Source organism: Ochrobactrum sp. 19YEA23 (assembly GCF_029909865.1).
Classification (GTDB): Bacteria; Pseudomonadota; Alphaproteobacteria; order Rhizobiales; family Rhizobiaceae; genus Brucella; species Brucella gambitense.
Genome location: NZ_JASAMQ010000001.1, coordinates 835,604 through 857,021, shown reverse-complemented (window position 1 = coordinate 857,021; position 21,418 = coordinate 835,604). Strand labels below are relative to the sequence as shown.

Below are 21,418 nucleotides of genomic sequence, written 5' to 3'. Positions count from 1 at the left end.
GGTCAGATCATAACGTGCAACAACCACCGGCAAATGCGGCAAGGTGGGTGCGAATGGCATTGATTTGCTGCCAGTTGACGCTGTAGCGCGAAGACTGGCGTTCGGGTCGATAGTCGATCAGCCTTGCGGTCACGAGAACCTTCAAATGCTGGGAAACGGTGGATTGGGCGAGATCGAGCCTGCCGACAATGTCTTTGCAGCAGCAGGCGTCCTCAAGGATCAGCTGTCGTAAAATGGCGATACGCACGGGATGGCCCAGCGCAGCATAAATCCGCGCGGCATCCTCGTCGTCTTTCGCCATCGAGCCAAGATCGGCTGCGACCTGATCATTCATGGAAATCTTCATCGTATATCGACGATATACGATTATACCTTAAAGCACAAGATTTCGCGGCGGTTTTTCCAAAAAACGCCGCGAAAGTAAAAACAAGCTATCGTGATTATTGAGTAGAACTACAATTGCAAATTCGTCAGACCGTGGCGAAACGAGTGATTTTCGAGCACCGGAGTACAGGAAATTGCGCGTTGCAGACCGGCATCACGAAGAATGCAACTGTAGTGGTAGAACGAAACCTGATCAGTTCTGCGGTTACTGCGTCTGGCGCTGCACTTCCTCGTCGCCCAAAGGCTCCTTCGGCATGTGGAACACCTGCCCCGGCCAGATGAGATCGGGGTTTTTGATCTGCTCACGATTGGCAAGATAGATGGTCGTGTAGCGCGTGCCCTTGCCGTAAGCGCGCTTGGAGATCGTCCACAGATTGTCACCGCGGCGAATAATCACCGAACCGTCAACCTTCTGCAGCGCGGCCTTGTCCGCGACGCCTGCTTCGGCCGGACCGCTGCTTGCGGGCGCGACTGCCGAAATATTGGCGCCAGCCTCGCGACGGAACGGCACGCGCGCGGTCGCGATCATACGGTTGGCATTGTCGAGAAGATCGGCGCGAATGATGTAATCGGCTACAGCCAAAGGCTGTTTGCTCTGCACGAGGAAACGGCCTTCCGGCGTGACGGTGCTGGAGCCGATCAGAATATCATTAGCATGGACGATCACGCGGTTTCCGCCCTTGGCATTGCCTGCCACGAAGATGGTGTCACCTTCGATTTCCACTGCCTCGATGGCAATTGGTAGCTGGGGCGCAGGCTTGGTTTGCGGGCTTCCGTCATCGGTTGGCGTTGTTGCAGCACCCGTCGCACTGTCCGTCCGCTGCGCCGGTGCAGTTTCCGGCCTCGTGATCAGGCGGCTTGCTTCGCCCGGTTCTTCAACCAGCGCCAGAACCTGTCCGCCTTTTGAATCCGGCACGGAGACGATGGCCGTCTGGGCCGAGGTGGCAACCTTGTCCTGTCCCGAGGCGCGCAGCACGAGCTGATGATCGCCCGGCTTCAGCGGCTCGTCCAGCACCACGACGAAATCGCCATTAGCGCCTGCCTTGGCTTTGCCGACAACGCTCGCTCCCGCCACGACTTCCACATCCGAATTCGGCATGGCCTTGCCCGCAATCACCACGGAACCGTCCGGCTCTACGCGCAAGACGTCGAAGATCGGCGTCTGGTGCTGCTGTTCCGGTTCAGCGGCGGCCTGCTCGGCAGGGGCCGTCGGCTTGTCGGCCTTTGGCGCAGCCTCGGCAGATTGCGTAGGCTTGGGTGCGTCTGGCGTCTGCGCTGAGGGTGTTTCTGTTTGAGGTGCTTGCGGCTGTGCAGCCTGCTGCTCGCTCCCGGACGCAGCGGGCGCGGAAACACCAGCCTTCGGTGTTTCCGGCTCTGTCTTCTTTGCATTCCAGTAAAGACCAAGCCCGACAATCACGGCCAGCAGGCCAGCGCCAAGCAATCCAAAGCTATTCTTCTGCATTTCGTTCCGAGACCCACGCCAGAGACGAGCGCGTTTCCAGTTAAAACGAATACGTTGAAACCGCGCTATCTATTTTTTTCTGCGCATTATCCAACGCAAAACCGCTTTGCGGTTTTGCTGAAAATGCCCTTTAGAACGGGTTTATAGCTTTTGGCTTCCCCCCACAACAAATCTGCACTGAATTAGCGAAAGCTACGAGGGTTTTTCTTAGCTTGCTTATTGTTCTGCACAGTTTGTCGGTTTTTCCTGTTCAGGATCGTCCATGAGATTGTAAAGACTGGCCTCCTGACCCTTTGTCCACCAGACATAGACGCCGCCCGCATATTTTGCGCCGGAGCCAGAAAGCACGTTGGAAGCGATGACGGTTTCATCGTCCAACTCAAGCTCCGCAAGCGAAATGTCACCGGCATTGTAATAGGTTACGGACACGTCCTTTTCACCGCATTTATAAAGGACGGAATTGGTCGTCACCGCCTTATCGTCCGCTAGCTTGATGGTGATTTCAGCAGCCGACGCTGCCGAAGCGGTCAAGGACAGCGCAAAAAGCGCAACGGACAGTTTTACTGATGGCAACATTTTCAAATTCACTCCAATTTGATTTGCAAAATAAGACCTAGGATAACGGCCACGAATGTACAGGACATGAACGGATTTTGCGTCACTGCGGCGTGACGCCCGACTTGACGCTCGCGCATCAAAAGCCCAAAAAAGCACTATGTCTGAGATTCGATCCATTTGCGTTTATTGCGGCTCTTCCATGGGCCAGAACCCCATCTATCGCGAAGCTGGCTTTGCCCTTGGCCGCTCCATCGCCGAGCATGGCCTGCGCCTTGTCTATGGCGGCGGCACAAGAGGCATCATGGGTGCGGTGTCGCAGGGTGTAATGGAAGCTGGCGGCGAAGTCACCGGCATCATCCCGACCTTCCTGCTCGACAAGGAAGCGAGCCTCGAAAAGGCGGAACAGCTGACAGAGCTGGTCGTCGTTGGTGATATGCACGAGCGCAAGCACCTGATGTTCCAGAAATCGGATGCGTTCGTCACGCTGCCCGGCGGCATCGGCACGGTCGAGGAAATCGTGGAGATGATGACCTGGGCGCAACTCGGCAAGCATCGCAAGCCGATGGTCTTCGCCAATATCAACAAGTTCTGGCAGCCCATGCTGTCGCTGCTCGACCATATGCGCGCGGAAGGTTTTCTCCATACCGCCCATCAGGTGCAGCCGCTGGTGATCGACAAAGCGGAAGACATCGTGCCCGCTATCCTCGCCGCCAACGGCAAGCCGCGCGAAGGCGATCCGGAAATCATCGAGAAGATGTAAGCCCTGCCCTCGCAAGAGCAGCCTGCTTACCCATTGCGCACGAAACCATCTGTACCGCCGTACAGATGGTTTTTTGTTGTTTACGCGCCGCTGTCTCTCCGTGGCCACCCTTGCGGCGCGCCTGTCGCTATGGCACATTGAAGAATATTCAACCATATGGTTGACTATTATCCTGAATGACGTATATTCAACCTTACGGGTGAATAATGAACGATGATGCTCTGTCACATATTCTCAAAGCCGTCGGAGACGTTACGCGACGGCATATTTTGACGCTCCTCGTACAGGAGGGCGCTTCAAGAGTGACTGCGCTCGCCGCTCATTTCGACATGTCGCTCAACTCTGTCTCCAAGCACATCAAGGTGTTGGAGGAGGCAGGGTTGGTCACCCGCAAGACTTTGGGCCGCGAGCATTTCATTGCCGCCGAACTGGAACCGGTACGGGAAGTGGAAAACTGGTTCGCGGAACTGAAGTCTGTCTGGGAACTGCGCCTCACGGCGCTGGAGGATGTACTCGTTTCGAAGGAACAGGAAAATGAGTGAGCTTGAACTGACAGTCAATCGCAGGATCGCCGCTCCACGGGAGAAGGTTTTCAACGCATGGCTCTCGCCGTTGACGCTGGCGAAATTCATGCGCGCATCAAGCGACAGCACCGGTCCGTCCGATGTCAGCACGGATGCGGTGAAAGGCGGCCACTTTTCTATTTTGATGCACATGGTCGACCGCGACGTGCCGCATTCCGGCACCTATCTGGAAATCGATCCGCATTCGCGTCTGGCATTCACGTGGAATTCGCCCCACTCACTGGATGACAGCGTGGTAACGATCGACCTGAAGGAAGTGGATCCGAACACCACCGACATCACACTGAAACAGGTCAAATTCCGCAGCCCCGAAGCACGCGACGGCCACATCAAGGGCTGGAGCGTCATTCTGACGAACTTCGACGGACTGGCCAACTGACCCTGCCATAGAAACAAAAATGCCGGGCGCTGAGCCCGGCATTTATCGCATTATTTCTTCACCAGCGTCACAACCGCTTCCACATGCGGCGACCACAGAAACTGGTCAATAGGCGTGACACGCTGGATGCGATAGCCGCCCTTCACCAGAATGGCGAGATCGCGGGCAAGCGTGACCGGGTTGCACGATACGGCAACCACCTTTTCAACCTTCGATTTAGCCAGTTCCTGCGCTTGTTCTCCGGCACCCGCACGCGGCGGATCGAAGACAACGGCGTTGTATGGCAGCAATTCCTTCGGCATCAGCGGGCGGCGGAACAGGTCGCGCCGTTCGACGCTCACCGGCTTCAGGCCCTGCACATGGCGCACGCCACGGTCGAGCGCCGCCAGAGCAGCCGCATCGCTTTCCACTGCATGGACCGCACTTTTCTCCGCCATTCTGAGCGCAAAGGTGCCAACGCCGCAGAAAAGATCAGCGACGCGCTTTGCCTTGCCGACATGGTTCAGCACCAGCGCTGTCATCGCCTCTTCAGCCTCGGCTGTTGCTTGCAGGAAGCAGCCGGGCGGCACCGGAACCGGAACCTTGCCGAAATGGATCAGCGGCTTTTTCGGCTCGACGATAATTTCGCCTTCATGCGAAAGACGTGCAAAGCCCTTCTTGATGACCAGCGCGGTCAAGGCGCGGCGCTGATCGTCATCCAGCACACCGCAACCGCTTGCCGCGAGATCAAGGCCGGATTCCGTCAGCGTTGCCGCCAGTTTAAACGGCTTGGAACCCGGCGCCAGCAATGCGCCCACATCGCGCAGGTCGTCGAGGCGCGCGATGATTTCCGGCACGGTGACCGGGCATTCGACAATGTCGATGATTTCGTGGCTGAGATGGCGATTGAAGCCGAGCAGAACGCCCTTCTCGGTCTTGCGCGCGGCAAAGACGGCGCGGCGGCGCGTATGCGGTGCGCAGGCCACCAGTGGTTCAACTTCAACATCAATGCCCCTGCCCTTCAGGGCCGAGACAACCAGTTCGCGCTTCCACAGGCGGTAGGGTTCATCCTGCCAGTGTTGCAGCGCACAACCGCCGCAGGCTTCGAAATGCTCGCAGGCTGGGTCCTGCCGTTCCGGCGAGGTTTCCAGCAATGCGATCAGCGTCGCGCGGTTCTTGTCGCGCGCCACATTGGCCACTTCGCCCGGCAGCGTGAAAGGCACATAGATCTGACCATCGGGAAGATTGGCGACGCCATCGCCGCCCGCACCAATCGAGCGGATATTAACTTGCGTCGTCATCGGTCTTTCTTTCCTGCCAAGAGATATTCACGATTGCCATCACCACCTTCGATGGGTGACGGGCAAAGGCCGAGCGCGCGCCAGCCGGGCTGCGTCTCAAGCCAAAGTTTAAGTTCTTCTGCTATGCGTTCGCCATCCGCAGGGTCACGCAGAATGCCGCCTTTGCCGATGGCTTCACGTCCTGCCTCGAATTGCGGCTTCACGAGAAGCGCGCAGATAGCATCTTTTTGCGCAAAGGCCAATGCCGGGGGTAAAGCAAGCTTCAGCGAGATGAAACTGACATCGGAAACAACGCAATCGATGTCGCGCCCATCGAGCTGTGCCAACTCCAGCGCGCGGGCGTTGACGCCCTCCTTGTTGGTGACGCGGGCGTCGGCGCGCAGGCTCTCATGCAACTGGTCGTGCCCGACATCAATGGCGATAACATGGCTTGCACCGCGTTCCAGCAACACCTGCGTAAAGCCGCCGGTGGATGCGCCGATATCCAGCGCCGTGCGCCCTTTCACATCGATGTCGAAATGATCGAGCGCCGCGATCAGCTTCAGCGCCGCGCGCGAAACATAGGCGCTGGCGGGATCATCCACCGCGATTGCCGCATTCTGCGCCACCGTTTGACCCGGCTTGGTGACGGCTTTACCATCCACCTTGACCGTGCCGCGCTGGATCGCATCGCGGGCGCGCGAGCGCGTGGCAAACAGTCCACGTTCGACCAGCAGCTGGTCAAGACGCGGACGACTATCGGCAGATACGCTCATGAGATCACGCCCTGAAATCAGGCACGGAACGGCGTTGCGATGGCTTCCCGACCGAGCGCGGAAAAGACCGTGTGCACAATACCGGCGCGGTCGAGACCGGCGCTGGCATACATCGCATCCGGCTTGCCGTGATCCTGATAGAGATCGGGCAGCGTCAGCGCACGAACCTTGAGGCCGCGATCCAGCAGACCGTCGGTGGCGAGGAATTGCAGCACATGCGAGGCAAAGCCGCCAACCGCGCCCTCCTCGACCGTCACCAGCACTTCGTGCTCACGGGCAAGGCGGCGGATCAGATCGTGATCGAGCGGCTTGGCAAAGCGCGCATCGGCAACCGTGGTCGAAAGACCGGCGGCACCCAGCTCATCGGCAGCGGCAAGGCATTCAGCCAAGCGCGTTCCAAACGACAGCAGCGCCACCTTGGTGCCTTCACGAACGATGCGGCCCTTGCCGATTTCCAGCACCGAGCCACGCTCCGGCAGATCTACGCCAACGCCATCGCCACGCGGATAGCGGAAGGAAATCGGGCTTTCGTCATATTCGGCGGCGGTGCGGACCATATGGCGCAGTTCAGCCTCGTCGGAAGCAGCCATGACGACAAAGCCCGGCAGCGCGGCAAGGAAACCCGTATCGAAGGAGCCTGCATGGGTGGCGCCGTCAGCACCTACCAGACCGGCGCGGTCGATAGGGAAACGCACCGGCAGGTTCTGGATCGACACATCATGCACGACCTGATCGTAGCCGCGTTGCAGGAAGGTAGAATAAATGGCGCAGAACGGCTTGAAGCCCTCGCTGGCCAGACCTGCGGCAAAGGTAACCGCGTGCTGTTCGGCAATGCCCACATCGAAAGTGCGCTGCGGGAACACTTCGCCGAAGAGGTCAAGCCCGGTGCCGGTCGGCATGGCTGCAGTGATCGCCACGATCTTGTCGTCGTGACGCGCCTCCTCAATCAGGCTCGTGCCGAAAATCTTGGTATAGCTCGGCGCATTGGCAGGCGGCTTCGCCTGCTTGCCGGTGATGACATCGAACTTGTTGACGCCATGATATTTGTCGGCAGCAGCTTCCGCAGGCGCATAGCCCTTGCCCTTCTGCGTCACCACATGGATCAGCACAGGGCCCTTTTGCGTATCGCGCACATTTTTCAGCACGGGCAGAAGATGGTCGAGATTATGCCCGTCAATGGGGCCGACATAATAGAAGCCCAGCTCTTCGAACAGCGTACCGCCGGTGAAGAAGGCGCGGGCATATTCTTCCGACTTGCGCGCCTTGTCCTGAAGGAATTTCGGCAGTTTCTGCGCCACCTGCTTGGCAGCTTCACGAACACTGCGATAGGTGCGGCCCGAAACGAGACGCGCCAGATAGGCGCTCATCGCGCCGGTCGGCGGCGCAATCGACATGTCGTTATCGTTGAGGATCACAATCAGCCGCGCATCCAGCGCACCGGCATTGTTCATCGCTTCATAGGCCATGCCAGCCGACATGGAACCATCGCCTATGACGGCGATGACATTGCGCTTTTCGCCGGAAAGATCGCTTGCAACGGCCATGCCGAGACCGGCAGAAATCGACGTCGAGGAATGCGCCGCGCCGAACGGATCATATTCGCTTTCGGAACGCTTGGTGAAACCGGACAAGCCGCCTTCCTGCCGCAGCGTGCGGATGCGGTCGCGACGACCGGTCAAGATCTTGTGCGGATAGGCCTGATGGCCAACGTCCCAGATGATACGGTCATGCGGCGTATCGAAGACATGATGGAGCGCAACCGTCAGCTCGACCACGCCCAGCCCCGCGCCTAGATGCCCGCCTGTGGTGGACACGGCGTCGATCAGCTCGGCGCGCAGTTCTTCCGCCAGTTGCGGCAGGTCCTGCTCCGGCAAAGCGCGCAGGCGATCCGGGGTCGGCACCTTGTCGAGCAATGGGGTCGTGGGTCGGGACATCGAAACAACCTGTCTTTGGGATTATCTGGATTGGTCGTCGGTATAGCAGCATCGTGCCCAGATCAAGCAGAGCCGGCTGAACTGCGCCAATCTAACACGATATGCAGCTAAATTGTGCAAAGCGAAACCGCGTCGCGCTTTAGCTATTTATCTCTACGCATGTCCTTATTCAGGCAAAGGTATGAAATCCTGTTCATCGCCCGGCACGATATCGAACCGGCCCGTGCGCCATTCTTCCTTGGCCTGCTCGATGCGTTCCTTGGAGGACGAGACGAAGTTCCACCAGATATAACGTTTCGACCCGAGCGCCGCGCCGCCGAAAAGCATGATATGCGCGCCTTCAGGCCCCGCCTGCACCACAATATCGTCACCGGGACGGAAGGCCAAAAGCCTGTCCGGCGGAAACACTTCGCCGCCAATGCCGACATTGCCGCTCAGCGTATAGATCGCGCGTTCTTCCGCTGTCGGCCGAATGGGAAAACGGCCATGCGGCTTGATGCGGATATCGGCATAAAGCGTATCGGCATGCTGGATAACAGGCGACTTCAGCCCATGCATCGCCCCGATAATCAGGCGTCCGTCAAATTCGGGATCACTCATCAACGGCAGATCGGGCGCGTTGGTATGATAGAAATGCGGATCGATTTCTTCCAGCGCATCAGGCAGCGCCAGCCATGTTTGCACACCGGAAATCGAGAGCGGTCCATCGCGCTCTTCTTCCGGCGAACGCTCCGAATGCACGATGCCACGCCCAGCCGTCATGAGGTTCACATCGCCGGGCCGCACCACCATTTCCGTGCCAAGGCTGTCGCGGTGACGGATGTGACCGTCGAAGAGATAGGTCACCGTCGAAAGACCGATATGCGGATGCGGGCGCACATCCAGCGCATCGCCATCGCGCAAGACTGCGGGGCCCATACGGTCAAAGAAAATGAACGGCCCAACCAGTCTGCGGCGCACAGTCGGCAGCGCGCGGCGCACTTCCAGACCGCCAATATCGCTCGTGCGCGGGATCACCAGCGTCTCAATCGCATCCACTGTCGTCTTGTCGCCAAGCACCGGATCTGGACAGGGGAAAAAGCTCATGAGACACACTCCTTATCTAATCACAGAAGCCTATCGAGCTCACCGGATCGCACAAAACAAAACCGCACCGGCAGGCCGGTGCGGTCCGCATCCATCAATATGGCATTGGCTCAGTGCTTTTCCACCAATCGCCAAGGCGTTTTTCTCGAATTATTTTAAGGCTTCTGCAACAGCTTGGAAAGCTCGTTCGTGTCCGGCACCTTACCGTTCGCGGTCAGCTTGTCCACCAGACCCGGCAAGACTTGCGAAAGCTGGTTCAGCAGTTCCTGCTGGTCGATGCCTGCATGCTGGGCGATTTCGCTGAGCGTCTTCTGGCCGATGGCATCGCCAAGCTGGCCCGGCTCGATGGAATGGTTCTGCCCCTGGCCGACCCAGGATTCCACCTTTTCACCAAGACCTGCCTGATTGAGCTGTTCCAGAAGGCCGCCGAGGCCACCGCTGAGCGGGCCCGGTGCGGAAGGTGCAGCCGAAGCATTGCCAGCAGCGGTGCCACCAAGCAGGCCGCCAAGACCGCCGAGAATGCCGCCAAGCAACCCGCCGCCAGCCTCATTGGCCGCAGAAGGCGAAGCATTGCCAGCAGCACCGCCGCCAAGCAGGCCACCGAGAAGTCCGCCCAAACCGCCACCAGCCTGCGACTGGTCAGGCACCGGCTGCGCCTGTGTCGGTGCGGGTTCTTCCTTGCTGCCGCCGAGCATCTTGCCGACCAGCAACGCGCCAAGTGCAATCATGATTGGCTTGGCAAGACTGCCGCCGGGGATCGGCGACCCGTTTGAGTTATCGTCGTAACTACCCATGGCGCAATACTCCCTGTTATCCCATGCAGCTGACGTGCACGCGGTAAGTTAAAGTTAAAACGATTTCTCGTTTTGACAAGCATATTAACTTGCCTCTACGCACTAAATATGAAAATTTTCCGTGAGCGCGAAACAAATGTTTATCTGCGCTTCAGGAGATATAAGATGTCTATAATAAGCTGGATCATTCTCGGCCTGATTGCTGGCTTTATCGGCAGCAAAATCGTCAATAAAAGCGGTCAGGGCGTCTTCTTTGACATCGCATTGGGCATTGTCGGCGCAATCGTCGGCGGCGTGCTTTCATCTTCACTTTTCGGACGGGGCGTCACCGGCGCGTTCGATCCGATCAGCCTCATCATCGCCATTGTCGGCGCAGTCATCGTGCTTTGGGCCTATCACGCCATCACGGGCAAACGAAGCATCGGCTGATATATATTGTCTAGTGAATTGCCGGCTCCGGTTTACGCCGGAGCCATTTTTGTTTTAGAGCGCATCCCGAAAAGTGTGAAACGGTCTTCGGACAGGCTGCGCGTTAGAATAAAAGATCAAAGCGCGTCCATCTGATCCATATGTTGTTGAGCTTATGAGCTTTCTCGAACCCTACATCACGGCCTATGGCGCATTGGCGCTGTTCTTCATCGTCTATTTCGAGTCGTTCGGCGCGCCGCTGCCCGGCGAGAGTGCGCTGATCGCAAGCTCGCTTCTGGCGCTGCATGGCACATTGAACATCGAGGCCGTGCTGCTCGCGGTATTTATCGGCGCGGTGCTGGGCGATTGTACCGGCTACCTGATCGGACGCTTTGGCGGCCGCAAGGTGATCCTGCGCTATGGCCATCTGGTGAAACTGACGCCGGCAAGGCTCGACCAGTTCGAAAAAATGTTCGACAGCAAGGGATTTTATGTCGTCGCAACGGCGCGTTTCGTCGTGCTGCTGCGCCAGCTCAACGGCATTATTGCGGGTTCCATGAAGATGAACCCGCTGCATTTTCTGGCTGCAAATATGATTGGCGCTGCCGGATGGACGCTCTGCTGGGGCCTTGGCCCCTATTTGCTGAGCGGCGTGCTTGCGCCCTATGTTTCTCAACTCAGGGCGCTGTTTTAACTATTCCGCGTCGAGCGGTTCGGTGCCGACGGGCTGGCCGTCGCGACCGATGCGGATTTTCTCGACCTTGTCTTCAGCCGATTTCAGCAGCGTGTCGCAATGCTTCTTCAGCGCTTCGCCGCGCTCATAGATGCGAATGGATTCTTCCAGCGGCACGTCGCCCCGCTCCAGATCGTCGACGATCTTTTCAAGCTGCTTGAGCGCATCCTCGAAGCTCATGACCGCAATATCGGCGTTGGACGGTTCGGTTACCATGATTCATCCTTTCAACAGCCGCGTAATATGCGTAGATGCGGACTGCGACAAGCCCTCTAGATCATATCCACCTTCCAGCACACTCACGAGCCGGTGATCGCAATAGCGTTCCGCTCGTTCCATGAGTTTGCCGGTTGCCCAGTCGAAGTCCGCTTCGTCGAGATTGATCTCGGCCAGCGGATCGCGAAAATGAGCATCGAAGCCAGCCGAAATAAGGATCAAATCTGGCCGGAAGTTGTCCAAAGCGGGCAATACACGACTATTAAATGCTTCGCGAAATTCGCGGCTGCCGCTATTGGCCGAAAGCGGCGCGTTGACGATGTTGCCAACGCCGATTTCATCCTTCGCACCCGTGCCCGGATAGAGCGGAAACTGATGGGTGGAGCAAAACAGAACACTCGGATCGTCCTGAAAAATATCCTGTGTTCCGTTGCCGTGATGCACATCCCAATCGACGATGGCGACACGCTCTGCGCCGTGATGGCGCTGGGCATGACGCGCGGCAATGGCAATGGAATTGAACAGGCAGAAGCCCATGGCACGCTCACGCTCGGCATGATGTCCCGGCGGGCGCGCGGCGACAAAACCATTGCTGGCAGCGCCCGAAAACACGTCATCCACCGCGCCCATCGTTGCGCCGATGGCGGTGAGTGCTGCTTCCATGCTTTTCGGGCTGACATAGGTGTCGCCGTCGAGTTTCACGACAGGTTGCGGCGCTTCCTCATCTTCGACCGGCTCCGGGATTTTGGTGCGCACCGCATCGAGATGTTCTTCGGGATGGGCGAGAAGGATCGCATCTTCGCTGGCCTTTGAGGCCTCGACGCGGTCAAGCCGGTAAAAGTCCGGCCCTTCCAGCTCGCTCATCAGCGCGCGAATGCGATCCGGGCGCTCGGGATGCCCGGATGGTGTCAGATGTTCCAGATAGATCGGATGCCAGTAAAGCCGTGTTGTCATGCGTGCATTATAACAGCAGCGGAGCACATGACCATGACGGTCCTGTGCATATCCCGCATGCCCTTTTCAGCTGTTCCCGGTTCAGATAATCTCAGTCCGGGCAATACCGATGCCGAAACCTTCCAGACCAACATAGTGACGCTCGCGCGATGCCAGCAGCACGATGGAGGTGATGCCCAGATCCTTGAGGATCTGTGCGCCAAGGCCGATCTGCCGCCATTCTTCTTCGCGGGCACGGGCTTCCGCATGGCTTTCATGCTCGGCCTGCAAATTGTCGCGAGCGCGCGTATCGTGGTGATCGGCGCGGACACCGACCGAGCCTTCGCGCAGATAAACCAGAACGCCGCGGCCTTCCTTGCCCATGCGCTCCATGATCGCATCGAGATTGCTGCCGCCCTTGCCGAAAACATCGTTCAGCACGTCTTCGCGATGCAGGCGCACCGGCACTTCCTCGCCGTCACGAATGTCGCCAAACACCACCGCCACATGCTGCATCGGCTCCCACGGCAGTTCGTAAGTATAGGCATGGGCATTGCCTGCGCAGGTCTTGATTGCCGCATCGCCGACACGCTTGACCAGCGTTTCCTTACGCTGGCGATAGGCGATGAGATCGGCCACCGTCACGCGGTGCAACGAGTGCTTCTCCGCAAAGGCGGTCACATCGGGACCGCGCATGACCGAGCCGTCATCATTGACCAGTTCGCAAATGACGCCGATCGGCGGCAGATTGGCGAGCTTGCAGAGATCGACGGCGGCTTCGGTATGGCCAGAACGCATCAAAACGCCGCCTTCACGCGCGATGAGCGGGAAAATATGGCCGGGACGCACGAAATCCTCTGCGCCTGCATTCGGATTGGCCAGATTGCGCGCCGTGAGCGTGCGGTCTTCAGCGGAAATGCCGGTGGTGGTGCCATGGCGATAATCGACTGTGACCGTGAAAGCGGTCGTGTGAGCGGATTCGTTTTCGGCAACCATCGGCGCGAGATTGAGGCGCTTGGCTTCCTCACGCGGCATGGGCGTGCAGACGATGCCCGATGTGTGGCGCACGATGAAGGCCATCTTTTCCGGCGTGCAATGCACGGCAGCAACGATCAGATCGCCTTCGTTTTCGCGGCCGTCATCGTCCATGACGACGACAATCTCGCCGCGCTCGAAAGCGCGCAATGCATCCACAACCTGCTTCTGATTATAGCTCATCGACATACACCCTTTTTAAATCCGTCCGGTCCGGCCGTATTTTTCTCAGACGCGGCCAGTTTGGCCCCATTTTTCTCAGACGCGGCCAGTTTGGCCGCGGTGACGCAGATAATGATCCGCAATGGCGCAAGCGACCATGGCCTCGCCAATTGGCACGGCGCGGATGCCCACGCATGGATCGTGGCGTCCCTTGGTCATCACGTCCACTTCCTTGCCATCCTTGTCGATGGAGCGGCGTGGCGTCAAAATGGAAGAGGTCGGCTTGACCGCAAAGCGCGCCACCACTGGCGCGCCGGTGGCGATGCCGCCCAGAATACCGCCGGCGTGGTTGGACAGGAACAGCGGCGTGCCGTCATTGCCCATCCGCATTTCATCGGCATTTTCCTCGCCGGTCAGGCGGGCAGCTTCAAAACCATTGCCGATTTCCACGCCCTTCACGGCGTTGATCGACATCAGCAGGCTGGCGATATCCTGATCGAGCTTGCCATAGATCGGCGCGCCGATACCGGCGGGCACGCCCTCGGCCACGATCTCAATGACCGCGCCAACCGACGATCCACTCTTGCGAATGCCGTCGAGATAATCCGCGAACAGTTCGACCGAACCTGCATCCGGCGAGAAGAATGGATTGTTGTCCACTTCCGACCAGTTCCAGCGGCGACGGTCGATGCCATGTATGCCCATGGCCACCAGCGCGCCTTTGACTTCGAGCCCCGGCACGATCTTGCGCGCAATGGCGCCAGCCGCCACGCGGGCCGCTGTTTCGCGCGCCGAAGAACGGCCGCCGCCACGATAATCGCGAATGCCGTATTTGACGTCATAGGTGTAATCGGCATGGCCCGGACGATACTGGCGCGCAATCTCACCGTAATCCTTGGAGCGTTGATCCGTGTTTTCGATCATCATCGAAATCGGCGTTCCGGTGGAAGTCATGGTCACGCCGTCTTCGCCAAGAAGAACACCCGACAGCACGCGCACCTGATCCGGCTCGCGGCGCTGGGTGGTATATTTGGACTGTCCCGGCTTGCGCTTGTCGAGATAGGACTGAATTTCGGCTTCGGTAAAGGTGATGCCGGGCGGGCAACCATCCACGACGCAACCCAGCGCCAGACCGTGGCTTTCGCCCCAGGTGGTTACGCGAAACAGATGACCGAAACTATTATGAGACATGCGCGACGCCTGACTAAAATGACCCTGGGATGCCCCGGAGGCAAACCCTGACGGGCAGGATACCAGCTACTTTACCGGGCGTTTTATTGAGCTTTTCGGGATCGGTCAAATCATGGCCACCATCGACCCGAAATTTCCTTCGGTTCATCCCGATCCGGTATTTTTTTTGACACATTCGGTACGCTACATTGAGGGCAACAAAGCGCAAGCCGCTAATGAACAAATGACGACGTCGTGTCGATTCGCTCCGGCGATGCCTTCACAGGGACACGGCAATGCAAATGGGCGAGAAAGCGGGCAAAAGGAGCGGAAAACCATGCAGTATCTGGTCGGATTGATCCTCATTCTCGCCTCGCTGTTTTCAACAGTCGCAATGGCGGACGATGCCGAAGGCAAGATCACGTCCATCAACAAGGACAGCGAAACGCTTTCGCTCGATGATGGCAAGACCTACAAGTTGCCCGGCGAGTTCGATTACAGCGCCATAAACAAGGGCATGAAGGTCCTCATCATTTACGATATGGTGGACAATACCCGCTTCATCACCGACATTCAGGAAGCGCCGTAAGCGTTGGCTGTCGGCAATGGGCAGGTTTGACGAGCGGCTGAAAAGCCGCTCTTTTCATGGTTGGAACCAGCCGCTGCGCACCACGCGCGCCCAATCCGGACGCCCCGCCTTCTCGGCAAGCGCCACCATGCGCGACGCGTCGTAAGGAATGCTGCGCATCGTCACGAGCCAGCCGGACGGGCCTTCCTCTATCACGGCATAGGACGCATGGGGATTGCCGGTTTGCACGACATGCGGGCGCGGCTGATCATCGTCATAGCCGGGGCAACCGACGCTGCCGGGATTGACCAGCAGGCTGCCATCGCTCAGGCGCAAAATGCGCGGCATATGCGTGTGCCCGCACAGCAGCAGCGACGCGGAAATGCCCTCTGCTTCCGCTTCAATCGCCGCCCGTGATTGCAAAACGACATCGCCGTTTTCAGTCACCGTCTCGATCCAATAGCGTGTGTCGCTCGTCGGCGTGGCGTGGCAGGCGAAAATCCGACCATCGGCCAGAGTTCGCGTTGCGGGCAAGGCGCGCAGCCATTCCAGATGTGTTTCGTCGATCTGCTCCCGCGCCGCGCGGTCCGAACGTCCCATCTCGTCAATGGACTGTTCGACCAGCCAGCGATCATGGTTGCCGCGAATGGAAATCATGTCGCGGGCAATCAGCATGTCGGCTGTTTCGCGTGCGGCGAGCGGTCCGCTCAGATGGTCGCCGAGATTGATGATGGTTTCGATGCTCTGCGCGTCGATATCTGCAAGCACCGCCGCCAGCGCATCGCTGTTGCCATGAATATCCGCAATGACGGCAAAATGCTTAAACGGCATAATGCGACCCCTTCGCTAAATGAGCGCAATTCTACTGCCGATCATAGCCGCCATCAGCGGCTTGTCACACCCATTCGAGCTTGCCGTTTTCGAACTTCAGAATCTTGTCCTGCGGGATTGAGAGATTGGCCGCTTCATGGCCGTCCACATCGCCGTAGAGATAGAACAGCGTGCGGATACAGCCGCCATGCGTCACGCAAACAGTCGGCCATTCCACCGCTTCCACCCAGCGACCAATGCGCTGCGACAGGCCCATATAGCTTTCGGCAGTGGTGCCCGGCGGGACGAAATTCCATTTATCATGGGCGCGCGCTTCGATGAGATCGTTCCGGTCCTTGGCAATGTCTTCCATCATGAAGCCCTGCCAGTCGCCGAAATTCACTTCCATCAACTGCGGATCGGTGCGGAAATCATATGGATCAAGCCCCATGCGCAACCGGATACGTTCCATCGTCTCGCGCGTGCGGCGCAGCGGACTTGCCACGAAATCGAAGCCTGCACCGTCGCCGATGAGCGCTTTCAGCATATCGCCGTTGCGGTCTGCCTGCGTGCGTCCATGGGCATTGATGTCGATATCGAGCTGCCCCTGAATGCGCTGCGAAACATTCCAGTCCGTTTCGCCGTGACGCGAAAAGTAGATGATCTCCCGGGCCAAAGCCTTACCTCTAAAGCGTTGCCAGTCGAAAACGATTGTCGAAACCGTGCCGACTGTTCTTCTCTAAAACAGGGATAACTTTCCCGGTACGGGAAAGACAAAGAAAAATCCCGAAAAGCGTGTCAACTTTTCGGGATTTCAGAAGGGTCGTATCAGTCCTTGACGACTGAAATGTCCGGCGCGTCGACGGCTTTCATGCCGATGACGTGGTAACCGCTATCGGCATGGTGCACTTCACCCGTCACCGAACGCGACAGGTCGGAGAGGAAGTAAAGGCCGACATCGCCCACTTCTTCAATTGTCACGGTACGGCGCAGCGGCGCGTTATATTCGTTCCACTTGAGAATATAGCGGAAGTCGCCAATGCCGGATGCGGCCAGCGTCTTGATCGGGCCAGCCGAAATCGCGTTGACGCGAATGTTCTGCGGGCCGAGATCGACGGCGAGATACTTTACGCTTGCTTCGAGTGCAGCCTTGGCAACGCCCATGACGTTGTAATTCGGCATGACCTTTTCCGCGCCGTAATAGGTCAGCGTCAGGATCGAGCCGCCATCGGCCATCAGCTTTTCCGCGCGGCGGGCAACCGCCGTCAGCGAATAAACCGAAATCAGCATCGTGTTGGTGAAATTGGCTTCCGACGTATCCAGGTAACGGCCGGTCAATTCATCCTTGTCGGAGAAACCGATGGCGTGCACCAGAAAGTCGATCTTGCCCCACTTCTTCTCAAGCGCATCAAAAACAGCGTCGATGCTTGCGGCATCCGCCACGTCGCAATGACCGGCAACGAAAGCGCCAAGCTCTTCAGCCAGCGGCTCGACGCGCTTCTTCAATGCATCGCCCTGATAGGTGAATGCGAGTTCTGCGCCGGCATCGCGGGCGGCCTTGGCAATGCCCCAGGCGATGGAGCGGTTGTTGGCCACGCCCAGAATCAATCCACGCTTGCCCTGCAACAAACCTGACTGTGCGGTCATTAAGGGTCCTCATTGAAAAATAATAAACTTGTTGCCCTATCGCACAGGCTTGCATCACCTTCAAGCAATTGCAGCGAAAAAGCCGGGCATTGTCACCTTACTGCCGCAAAGCTACAACACCCGGCCCATATTTTGGCTCGCATGACCACAGAAAAACAGTTCTGATCGCTTTAAAAGCAATTCAATCGATCAGAATCGCATCAACCCTGCTTGTTCAGCTCTATTCGTTCCCGCAGCTTCCCGGCTCGGGAAGGCGTGAATCAGCCTTCCCGGCGTTTCTTCAGGAACTCTTCCAGCTCCGTGTCGCCGCCATCCGGCAGCATGATCCGGATATGCACATAAAGGTCGCCGCGCCCGCCAGCTTTCAGCGGCAGGCCCTTTTCCTTCAGGCGCAACACCCGATCCGAACTCGACCAGGCTGGAATCTTCACTGCAATGCGCCCGTCGAGCGTCTCGACCTCTTCCTTGCCGCCCAGTGCCGCATCGCTGAGATTGACCGGCAGGTCCACATGCACATCACGCCCTTCGAGGCGGAAACGCGGATGTGGCTTGAAGCGGATCGTCACCAGCGCATCGCCGGGCGTTCCGCCCATCAGCGGTTCGCCCTGCCCTTTCAGGCGGATGGTCTGACCATCCTCGACATATTTCGGCAGCTTGATTTTCAGATGCTTGCCGTTGGGGAAGATGGCCTCAACCTTCTCCGCGCCTGCCGCCTGCGACAGGGTCACATCGATAGAGGCCGCCAGGTCTTCCCCCTTGGCATTGCCACCGGCACGACCGCGCTGCCGCCCGCCGCCAAAACCGCCGCCGAACAGATCGTTCAGAATATCTTCCGCGCCGCCAAAGCCTGCGCCCTGATGGCCGCCTGGACCGGAACGGAATTCGAAGTGGCTGTTGCCGCCACCCTGGCGGAAACCGGCAAACGGGTCGCCATGCGCGCCGCCGAAACCGCCGCCACCCTGGAAACCCTGAAACAGCGGCTTGCCTTCCGCGTCGATTTCGCCGCGGTCGAACTGGCCACGTTTGTCCTTGTCGCCAACGATTTCATAGGCCTGATTAATTTCCGCAAAGCGCTCCTGCGCCTTCGGATCATCCTGGTTCTGATCCGGATGGTGCTTTTTGGCCAGCTTGCGAAAGGCCGATTTTATTTCTTCGGGCTTCGCCGTTTTGGCGACGCCCAACACGCTATAGGGATCGCGCATATAGTTCCTCATTCAGGAAAATGACTGTGAAGTCAGTGGTAAGACTCATTGAGCCTAATATGCGCATGAGGGAAGAAAAGTTCCAGTCTGTACAGACTTTAGGCTGCGCTTATTGTCAGATCGGTGCAAAGGCGGTGACTGTCCATTGGCCGCCGCGCTGCATGCAGGTTTCGCCGCGATAGATGGAAACACCGTCGAAAGCCTCACGCGAGGTTTCGAATTCGCGGCAGAGCTGGTCGTTCTTGTTGCTTTCGGCAATCGTCGTGATCGTGCCCTGGCTGCCGGTATTCGGATTGGCCCATGGAACCGGCTTCTTGCCCCATTGCGTGAAATTCAGCGCCGAAACCACGTTCTGGACCGCAGACTGATCGGAGAGCTTGCCGGAATCCGTCTCGGTCGGCTGCTTGACCGAACCGGTAATGGTCGTCGAATCAGGCACGGCCTTGTCGATGCTGACGCCGCCCATCGCACAACCGGCGAGAGAAAACATGGTCATGCCGAGCACGACATTGCGCAAGGCCGCAGCATAATCAACGGCAAAGCCAATATGTTTCTGATGGCAGGCAGTTCCAGCGGCCAAACGCTACTTCCTCAATTTTACACGCTATGGATGCAGCGATTATGGCGGCAGTGGGTTAACAAGCGATGAGGCGGCAAGGTAAACAAATCCATACCAATGCACAACAGCAACTCTGTGGGTTTTCCGGACTGACTGGCAGAAAAATGATCCCCCATTTTGACGGTGCGGCATAAGTAATCATCCCGGCATCCAGCCTGTCTGGAGGTGGACAAGATGCGTTTTATGGAGGAAGCTCGCGCCAGTTTTTCAGGTCGGGATTCCCGTTCCGGCCATGCCTATCACCACAATCATTCGAGAATAGTGGAAATGACCAGCTCAAGCGACGACTTCACCCTGTCCTCCCAGCCATTCAAGCTCTTTGCGGAGTGGCTGGCCGATGCAGGCAAGACCGAACCGAACGATGCCAATGCCATGGCGCTTGCGACCGTCGATCCCGACGGGCTGCCCAATGTGCGCATGGTGCTGCTGAAGGATTTCGACGAGCAGGGTTTTGTCTTCTACACCAATTATGAAAGCAAGAAGGGGCAGGAAATCCTGTCGGCTGAAAAGGCTGCAATGTGCTTCCACTGGAAGACGCTGCGCCGTCAGGTGCGCGTGCGCGGCCCGGTCGAAAAGGTGAGCGACGCCGAAGCCGACGCCTATTACGCGTCGCGCCCGCGCGGCAGCCGCATCGGCGCATGGGCCTCGAAACAGTCGCGCCCATTGGAAAGCCGCTTTGCTCTGGAAAAATCCGTCGCAGAATATACGGCGAAATATGCCATCGGCGATATTCCGCGCCCGCCCTACTGGTCAGGCTTCCGCATTCGTCCGGTCTCGATCGAATTCTGGCACGACCGCGCGTTCCGTCTGCACGACCGCGTCTTGTTCACCCGGCCCGAGCCGGAAGGCGACTGGAACAAGGACCGGCTTTATCCGTAAGGAGAAAGAAAAAGGCCGTTCACAAGAGCGGCCTTTTTTATGAGTTACACAATCGGCTTGATCGCCACCCAGAGGCTGCCGAAGACGAGGCCGAGGAAGATCAGCCAGCCGACGATATTGTTCGACTTGAACAGTTTCAGGCACTGGTCCGGATTGTCGATATCGAGCACGATGATCTGGCGATAGAGATGCACGCCAGCGGCCAGCAATCCGGCCAGTGCGGGCATCGGTACCTGCGCCACGGCAAAGGCGGCGGCGAAGAAGCCGATGGCGCCGCCATAGAGGATCATCAGCGCAGTCTTGGTGTGTTTACCGAACAGGCGCGCCGTGGAGCGCACACCGACCAGCGCGTCATCTTCCTTGTCCTGATGCGCGTAGATCGTGTCATAGCCGATGGTCCACAGGATTGCGCCGATATAGAGCAGCACCGGCGGCAAGGAGAGCGATCCTTCCACCGCCGCCCAGCCCATCAGCGCGCCCCATGAAAAGGCGAGGCCCAGCACGAATTGTGGCCAGTCGGTAATGCGCTTCATGAACGGATAGGCCGCGACGATCAAAAGCGAGAAAATGCCGAGCGCAATCGAAAACCAGTTGAATTGCAGCACCACCACAAGTCCGACCAGCGCCTGCAGGATGAGAAACGCCTTGGCCTGACCGCGGGTCACCTGCCCGGCAGGCAGCGGACGCGACCGGGTCCGATCCACCTGATCATCAATGTCCTGATCGACAAGGTCATTATAGGTACAGCCCGCACCGCGCATGGCGATAGCGCCGACCAGAAACAGGAACAGGTGCCAGATCGACGGCACAACCGACCACGCACCGTCGCCCGGATGTGCGCCGGCGCCCGCCACCAGAGCCGCCGACCACCAGCACGGCCACAACAGAAGCTGCCAGCCAATCGGACGATCCCAACGCGCAAGCTGCGCATAGGGCCACAATCCCTGCGGCAACAACTTATAGACCCAATGACCCGACGGAGCGTCCTTTACACGCCCTTGCGCATTGCGTGACTGAATCGATCCGTGTAGTTCGGGCTGTGACATGGCGAAATCCTTGA

Annotated in this window: 25 protein-coding genes; 7 read left to right on the top strand and 18 right to left on the bottom strand. The window is 58.3% G+C overall.

Annotated features, from left to right (window positions below):
* Positions 1-7 precede the first annotated feature (7 nt).
* The 3 genes from QBD01_RS03905 to QBD01_RS03895 form a co-directional block, all read right to left on the bottom strand.
* Complete coding sequence (locus tag QBD01_RS03905; protein WP_280991677.1) at positions 8-334, bottom strand: metalloregulator ArsR/SmtB family transcription factor; 327 nt, start codon at positions 332-334, stop codon at positions 8-10.
* A 255-nt stretch (positions 335-589) separates the two neighbouring features.
* Complete coding sequence (locus tag QBD01_RS03900; protein ID WP_280991676.1) at positions 590-1,846, bottom strand: Ig-like domain-containing protein; 1,257 nt, start codon at positions 1,844-1,846, stop codon at positions 590-592.
* A 216-nt stretch (positions 1,847-2,062) separates the two neighbouring features.
* Positions 2,063-2,422: an MliC family protein gene (locus tag QBD01_RS03895; RefSeq protein ID WP_280991675.1), complete on the bottom strand. Its 360-nt coding sequence runs from the start codon at positions 2,420-2,422 to the stop codon at positions 2,063-2,065.
* 139 nt (positions 2,423-2,561) lie between these two features.
* Between QBD01_RS03895 and QBD01_RS03890 the strand changes: the two genes are divergently transcribed.
* From QBD01_RS03890 to QBD01_RS03880, 3 genes are all read left to right on the top strand, one after another.
* Positions 2,562-3,164: a TIGR00730 family Rossman fold protein gene (locus tag QBD01_RS03890; RefSeq protein ID WP_280991674.1), complete on the top strand. Its 603-nt coding sequence runs from the start codon at positions 2,562-2,564 to the stop codon at positions 3,162-3,164.
* A gap of 206 nt (positions 3,165-3,370) precedes the next feature.
* The gene (locus tag QBD01_RS03885) at positions 3,371-3,706 is read left to right on the top strand and encodes a helix-turn-helix transcriptional regulator (RefSeq protein WP_138786594.1); all 336 of its coding nucleotides are present in this window, start codon (positions 3,371-3,373) and stop codon (positions 3,704-3,706) included.
* Positions 3,699-4,127 carry an SRPBCC domain-containing protein gene (locus QBD01_RS03880; RefSeq protein WP_280991673.1) on the top strand — a complete coding sequence of 143 codons (429 nt, stop codon included), beginning with the start codon at positions 3,699-3,701 and terminating at the stop codon, positions 4,125-4,127. Before QBD01_RS03885 ends, QBD01_RS03880 begins: the two co-directional genes overlap by 8 nt.
* Before the next feature lie 50 nt (positions 4,128-4,177).
* Here the strand turns inward: QBD01_RS03880 and QBD01_RS03875 are convergent, their stop codons facing one another.
* The 5 genes from QBD01_RS03875 to QBD01_RS03855 all read right to left on the bottom strand — a co-directional run bounded on the left by QBD01_RS03875 (position 4,178) and on the right by QBD01_RS03855 (position 9,976).
* A complete protein-coding gene (locus QBD01_RS03875) occupies positions 4,178-5,407 on the bottom strand; it encodes a class I SAM-dependent RNA methyltransferase (RefSeq protein ID WP_280991672.1) in 1,230 nt (409 codons plus the stop codon).
* Positions 5,404-6,162 (bottom strand): TlyA family RNA methyltransferase, encoded by a 759-nt coding sequence (locus QBD01_RS03870; RefSeq protein ID WP_280991671.1) that lies wholly within the window; start codon positions 6,160-6,162, stop codon positions 5,404-5,406. Before QBD01_RS03870 ends, QBD01_RS03875 begins: the two co-directional genes overlap by 4 nt.
* Positions 6,163-6,179: 17 nt before the next feature.
* Positions 6,180-8,096 carry a 1-deoxy-D-xylulose-5-phosphate synthase gene (gene dxs / locus QBD01_RS03865; RefSeq protein ID WP_280991670.1) on the bottom strand — a complete coding sequence of 639 codons (1,917 nt, stop codon included), beginning with the start codon at positions 8,094-8,096 and terminating at the stop codon, positions 6,180-6,182.
* Between the two features lie 165 nt (positions 8,097-8,261).
* Entirely contained in the window at positions 8,262-9,182 is a 921-nt protein-coding gene (locus tag QBD01_RS03860) for a pirin family protein (RefSeq protein WP_280991669.1), read from the bottom strand.
* Between the two features lie 155 nt (positions 9,183-9,337).
* Positions 9,338-9,976 (bottom strand): YidB family protein, encoded by a 639-nt coding sequence (locus QBD01_RS03855; protein WP_280991668.1) that lies wholly within the window; start codon positions 9,974-9,976, stop codon positions 9,338-9,340.
* Between the two features lie 165 nt (positions 9,977-10,141).
* On the opposite strand from QBD01_RS03855, the gene QBD01_RS03850 reads away from it, so the two are divergent.
* Both QBD01_RS03850 and QBD01_RS03845 read left to right on the top strand, forming a co-directional pair.
* The gene (locus tag QBD01_RS03850) at positions 10,142-10,405 is read left to right on the top strand and encodes a GlsB/YeaQ/YmgE family stress response membrane protein (RefSeq protein ID WP_078338128.1); all 264 of its coding nucleotides are present in this window, start codon (positions 10,142-10,144) and stop codon (positions 10,403-10,405) included.
* A gap of 154 nt (positions 10,406-10,559) precedes the next feature.
* Positions 10,560-11,078: a DedA family protein gene (locus QBD01_RS03845; RefSeq protein ID WP_280991667.1), complete on the top strand. Its 519-nt coding sequence runs from the start codon at positions 10,560-10,562 to the stop codon at positions 11,076-11,078.
* On the opposite strand, the gene QBD01_RS03840 is transcribed toward QBD01_RS03845, so the two are convergent.
* The 4 genes from QBD01_RS03840 to aroC form a co-directional block, all read right to left on the bottom strand.
* Positions 11,079-11,333, bottom strand: a complete 255-nt coding sequence (locus QBD01_RS03840; protein WP_078338030.1) for an exodeoxyribonuclease VII small subunit — start codon at positions 11,331-11,333, stop codon at positions 11,079-11,081. It abuts the gene before it with no gap.
* Between the two features lie 3 nt (positions 11,334-11,336).
* Positions 11,337-12,287 carry a histone deacetylase family protein gene (locus QBD01_RS03835; protein ID WP_280991666.1) on the bottom strand — a complete coding sequence of 317 codons (951 nt, stop codon included), beginning with the start codon at positions 12,285-12,287 and terminating at the stop codon, positions 11,337-11,339.
* 81 nt (positions 12,288-12,368) lie between these two features.
* Positions 12,369-13,484: a 3,4-dihydroxy-2-butanone-4-phosphate synthase gene (gene ribB, locus QBD01_RS03830; protein ID WP_280991665.1), complete on the bottom strand. Its 1,116-nt coding sequence runs from the start codon at positions 13,482-13,484 to the stop codon at positions 12,369-12,371.
* A gap of 75 nt (positions 13,485-13,559) precedes the next feature.
* Positions 13,560-14,654 carry a chorismate synthase gene (gene aroC, locus QBD01_RS03825; protein WP_113534698.1) on the bottom strand — a complete coding sequence of 365 codons (1,095 nt, stop codon included), beginning with the start codon at positions 14,652-14,654 and terminating at the stop codon, positions 13,560-13,562.
* A 316-nt stretch (positions 14,655-14,970) separates the two neighbouring features.
* Between aroC and QBD01_RS03820 the strand changes: the two genes are divergently transcribed.
* Positions 14,971-15,222, top strand: coding sequence for a DUF1344 domain-containing protein (locus tag QBD01_RS03820; RefSeq protein ID WP_078338126.1), 252 nt, complete (start codon positions 14,971-14,973; stop codon positions 15,220-15,222).
* A 54-nt stretch (positions 15,223-15,276) separates the two neighbouring features.
* Here the strand turns inward: QBD01_RS03820 and QBD01_RS03815 are convergent, their stop codons facing one another.
* The 5 genes from QBD01_RS03815 to QBD01_RS03795 form a co-directional block, all read right to left on the bottom strand.
* The gene (locus tag QBD01_RS03815; protein ID WP_280991664.1) at positions 15,277-16,032 is read right to left on the bottom strand and encodes a metallophosphoesterase family protein; all 756 of its coding nucleotides are present in this window, start codon (positions 16,030-16,032) and stop codon (positions 15,277-15,279) included.
* A 64-nt stretch (positions 16,033-16,096) separates the two neighbouring features.
* Positions 16,097-16,687 (bottom strand): histidine phosphatase family protein, encoded by a 591-nt coding sequence (locus QBD01_RS03810; protein WP_280991663.1) that lies wholly within the window; start codon positions 16,685-16,687, stop codon positions 16,097-16,099.
* A gap of 152 nt (positions 16,688-16,839) precedes the next feature.
* Positions 16,840-17,658, bottom strand: coding sequence for an enoyl-ACP reductase FabI (fabI, locus tag QBD01_RS03805; protein ID WP_109368447.1), 819 nt, complete (start codon positions 17,656-17,658; stop codon positions 16,840-16,842).
* 260 nt (positions 17,659-17,918) lie between these two features.
* The gene (locus QBD01_RS03800; RefSeq protein ID WP_280991662.1) at positions 17,919-18,860 is read right to left on the bottom strand and encodes a DnaJ C-terminal domain-containing protein; all 942 of its coding nucleotides are present in this window, start codon (positions 18,858-18,860) and stop codon (positions 17,919-17,921) included.
* A 115-nt stretch (positions 18,861-18,975) separates the two neighbouring features.
* Positions 18,976-19,407 (bottom strand): RT0821/Lpp0805 family surface protein, encoded by a 432-nt coding sequence (locus tag QBD01_RS03795; RefSeq protein WP_377515478.1) that lies wholly within the window; start codon positions 19,405-19,407, stop codon positions 18,976-18,978.
* 339 nt (positions 19,408-19,746) lie between these two features.
* Between QBD01_RS03795 and pdxH the strand changes: the two genes are divergently transcribed.
* Positions 19,747-20,358 carry a pyridoxamine 5'-phosphate oxidase gene (pdxH, locus tag QBD01_RS03790; protein ID WP_280991661.1) on the top strand — a complete coding sequence of 204 codons (612 nt, stop codon included), beginning with the start codon at positions 19,747-19,749 and terminating at the stop codon, positions 20,356-20,358.
* Between the two features lie 44 nt (positions 20,359-20,402).
* Here pdxH and ubiA read toward each other — a convergent pair whose 3' ends face one another.
* Complete coding sequence (gene ubiA, locus QBD01_RS03785) at positions 20,403-21,404, bottom strand: 4-hydroxybenzoate octaprenyltransferase (RefSeq protein WP_280992103.1); 1,002 nt, start codon at positions 21,402-21,404, stop codon at positions 20,403-20,405.
* Positions 21,405-21,418: the final 14 nt, after the last annotated feature.

What these genes read in the sequence shown, in the direction of transcription:
- QBD01_RS03875 (WP_280991672.1), bottom strand. Translation starts at nt 5,407, where the DNA reads ATGACGACGCAAGTTAATATCCGCTCGATTGGTGCGGGCGGCGATGGC.
- QBD01_RS03900 (WP_280991676.1), bottom strand. Translation starts at nt 1,846, where the DNA reads ATGCAGAAGAATAGCTTTGGATTGCTTGGCGCTGGCCTGCTGGCCGTG.
- QBD01_RS03835 (WP_280991666.1), bottom strand. Translation starts at nt 12,287, where the DNA reads ATGACAACACGGCTTTACTGGCATCCGATCTATCTGGAACATCTGACA.
- QBD01_RS03815 (WP_280991664.1), bottom strand. Translation starts at nt 16,032, where the DNA reads ATGCCGTTTAAGCATTTTGCCGTCATTGCGGATATTCATGGCAACAGC.
- ribB (WP_280991665.1), bottom strand. Translation starts at nt 13,484, where the DNA reads ATGAGCTATAATCAGAAGCAGGTTGTGGATGCATTGCGCGCTTTCGAG.
- QBD01_RS03800 (WP_280991662.1), bottom strand. Translation starts at nt 18,860, where the DNA reads ATGCGCGATCCCTATAGCGTGTTGGGCGTCGCCAAAACGGCGAAGCCC.
- QBD01_RS03860 (WP_280991669.1), bottom strand. Translation starts at nt 9,182, where the DNA reads ATGAGCTTTTTCCCCTGTCCAGATCCGGTGCTTGGCGACAAGACGACA.
- QBD01_RS03850 (WP_078338128.1), top strand. Translation starts at nt 10,142, where the DNA reads ATGTCTATAATAAGCTGGATCATTCTCGGCCTGATTGCTGGCTTTATC.
- QBD01_RS03820 (WP_078338126.1), top strand. Translation starts at nt 14,971, where the DNA reads ATGCAGTATCTGGTCGGATTGATCCTCATTCTCGCCTCGCTGTTTTCA.
- pdxH (WP_280991661.1), top strand. Translation starts at nt 19,747, where the DNA reads ATGACCAGCTCAAGCGACGACTTCACCCTGTCCTCCCAGCCATTCAAG.
- QBD01_RS03905 (WP_280991677.1), bottom strand. Translation starts at nt 334, where the DNA reads ATGAATGATCAGGTCGCAGCCGATCTTGGCTCGATGGCGAAAGACGAC.
- dxs (WP_280991670.1), bottom strand. Translation starts at nt 8,096, where the DNA reads ATGTCCCGACCCACGACCCCATTGCTCGACAAGGTGCCGACCCCGGAT.
- QBD01_RS03885 (WP_138786594.1), top strand. Translation starts at nt 3,371, where the DNA reads ATGAACGATGATGCTCTGTCACATATTCTCAAAGCCGTCGGAGACGTT.
- QBD01_RS03845 (WP_280991667.1), top strand. Translation starts at nt 10,560, where the DNA reads ATGAGCTTTCTCGAACCCTACATCACGGCCTATGGCGCATTGGCGCTG.
- QBD01_RS03840 (WP_078338030.1), bottom strand. Translation starts at nt 11,333, where the DNA reads ATGGTAACCGAACCGTCCAACGCCGATATTGCGGTCATGAGCTTCGAG.
- ubiA (WP_280992103.1), bottom strand. Translation starts at nt 21,404, where the DNA reads ATGTCACAGCCCGAACTACACGGATCGATTCAGTCACGCAATGCGCAA.
- QBD01_RS03870 (WP_280991671.1), bottom strand. Translation starts at nt 6,162, where the DNA reads ATGAGCGTATCTGCCGATAGTCGTCCGCGTCTTGACCAGCTGCTGGTC.
- QBD01_RS03890 (WP_280991674.1), top strand. Translation starts at nt 2,562, where the DNA reads ATGTCTGAGATTCGATCCATTTGCGTTTATTGCGGCTCTTCCATGGGC.
- aroC (WP_113534698.1), bottom strand. Translation starts at nt 14,654, where the DNA reads ATGTCTCATAATAGTTTCGGTCATCTGTTTCGCGTAACCACCTGGGGC.
- QBD01_RS03895 (WP_280991675.1), bottom strand. Translation starts at nt 2,422, where the DNA reads ATGTTGCCATCAGTAAAACTGTCCGTTGCGCTTTTTGCGCTGTCCTTG.
- QBD01_RS03855 (WP_280991668.1), bottom strand. Translation starts at nt 9,976, where the DNA reads ATGGGTAGTTACGACGATAACTCAAACGGGTCGCCGATCCCCGGCGGC.
- QBD01_RS03880 (WP_280991673.1), top strand. Translation starts at nt 3,699, where the DNA reads ATGAGTGAGCTTGAACTGACAGTCAATCGCAGGATCGCCGCTCCACGG.
- fabI (WP_109368447.1), bottom strand. Translation starts at nt 17,658, where the DNA reads ATGACCGCACAGTCAGGTTTGTTGCAGGGCAAGCGTGGATTGATTCTG.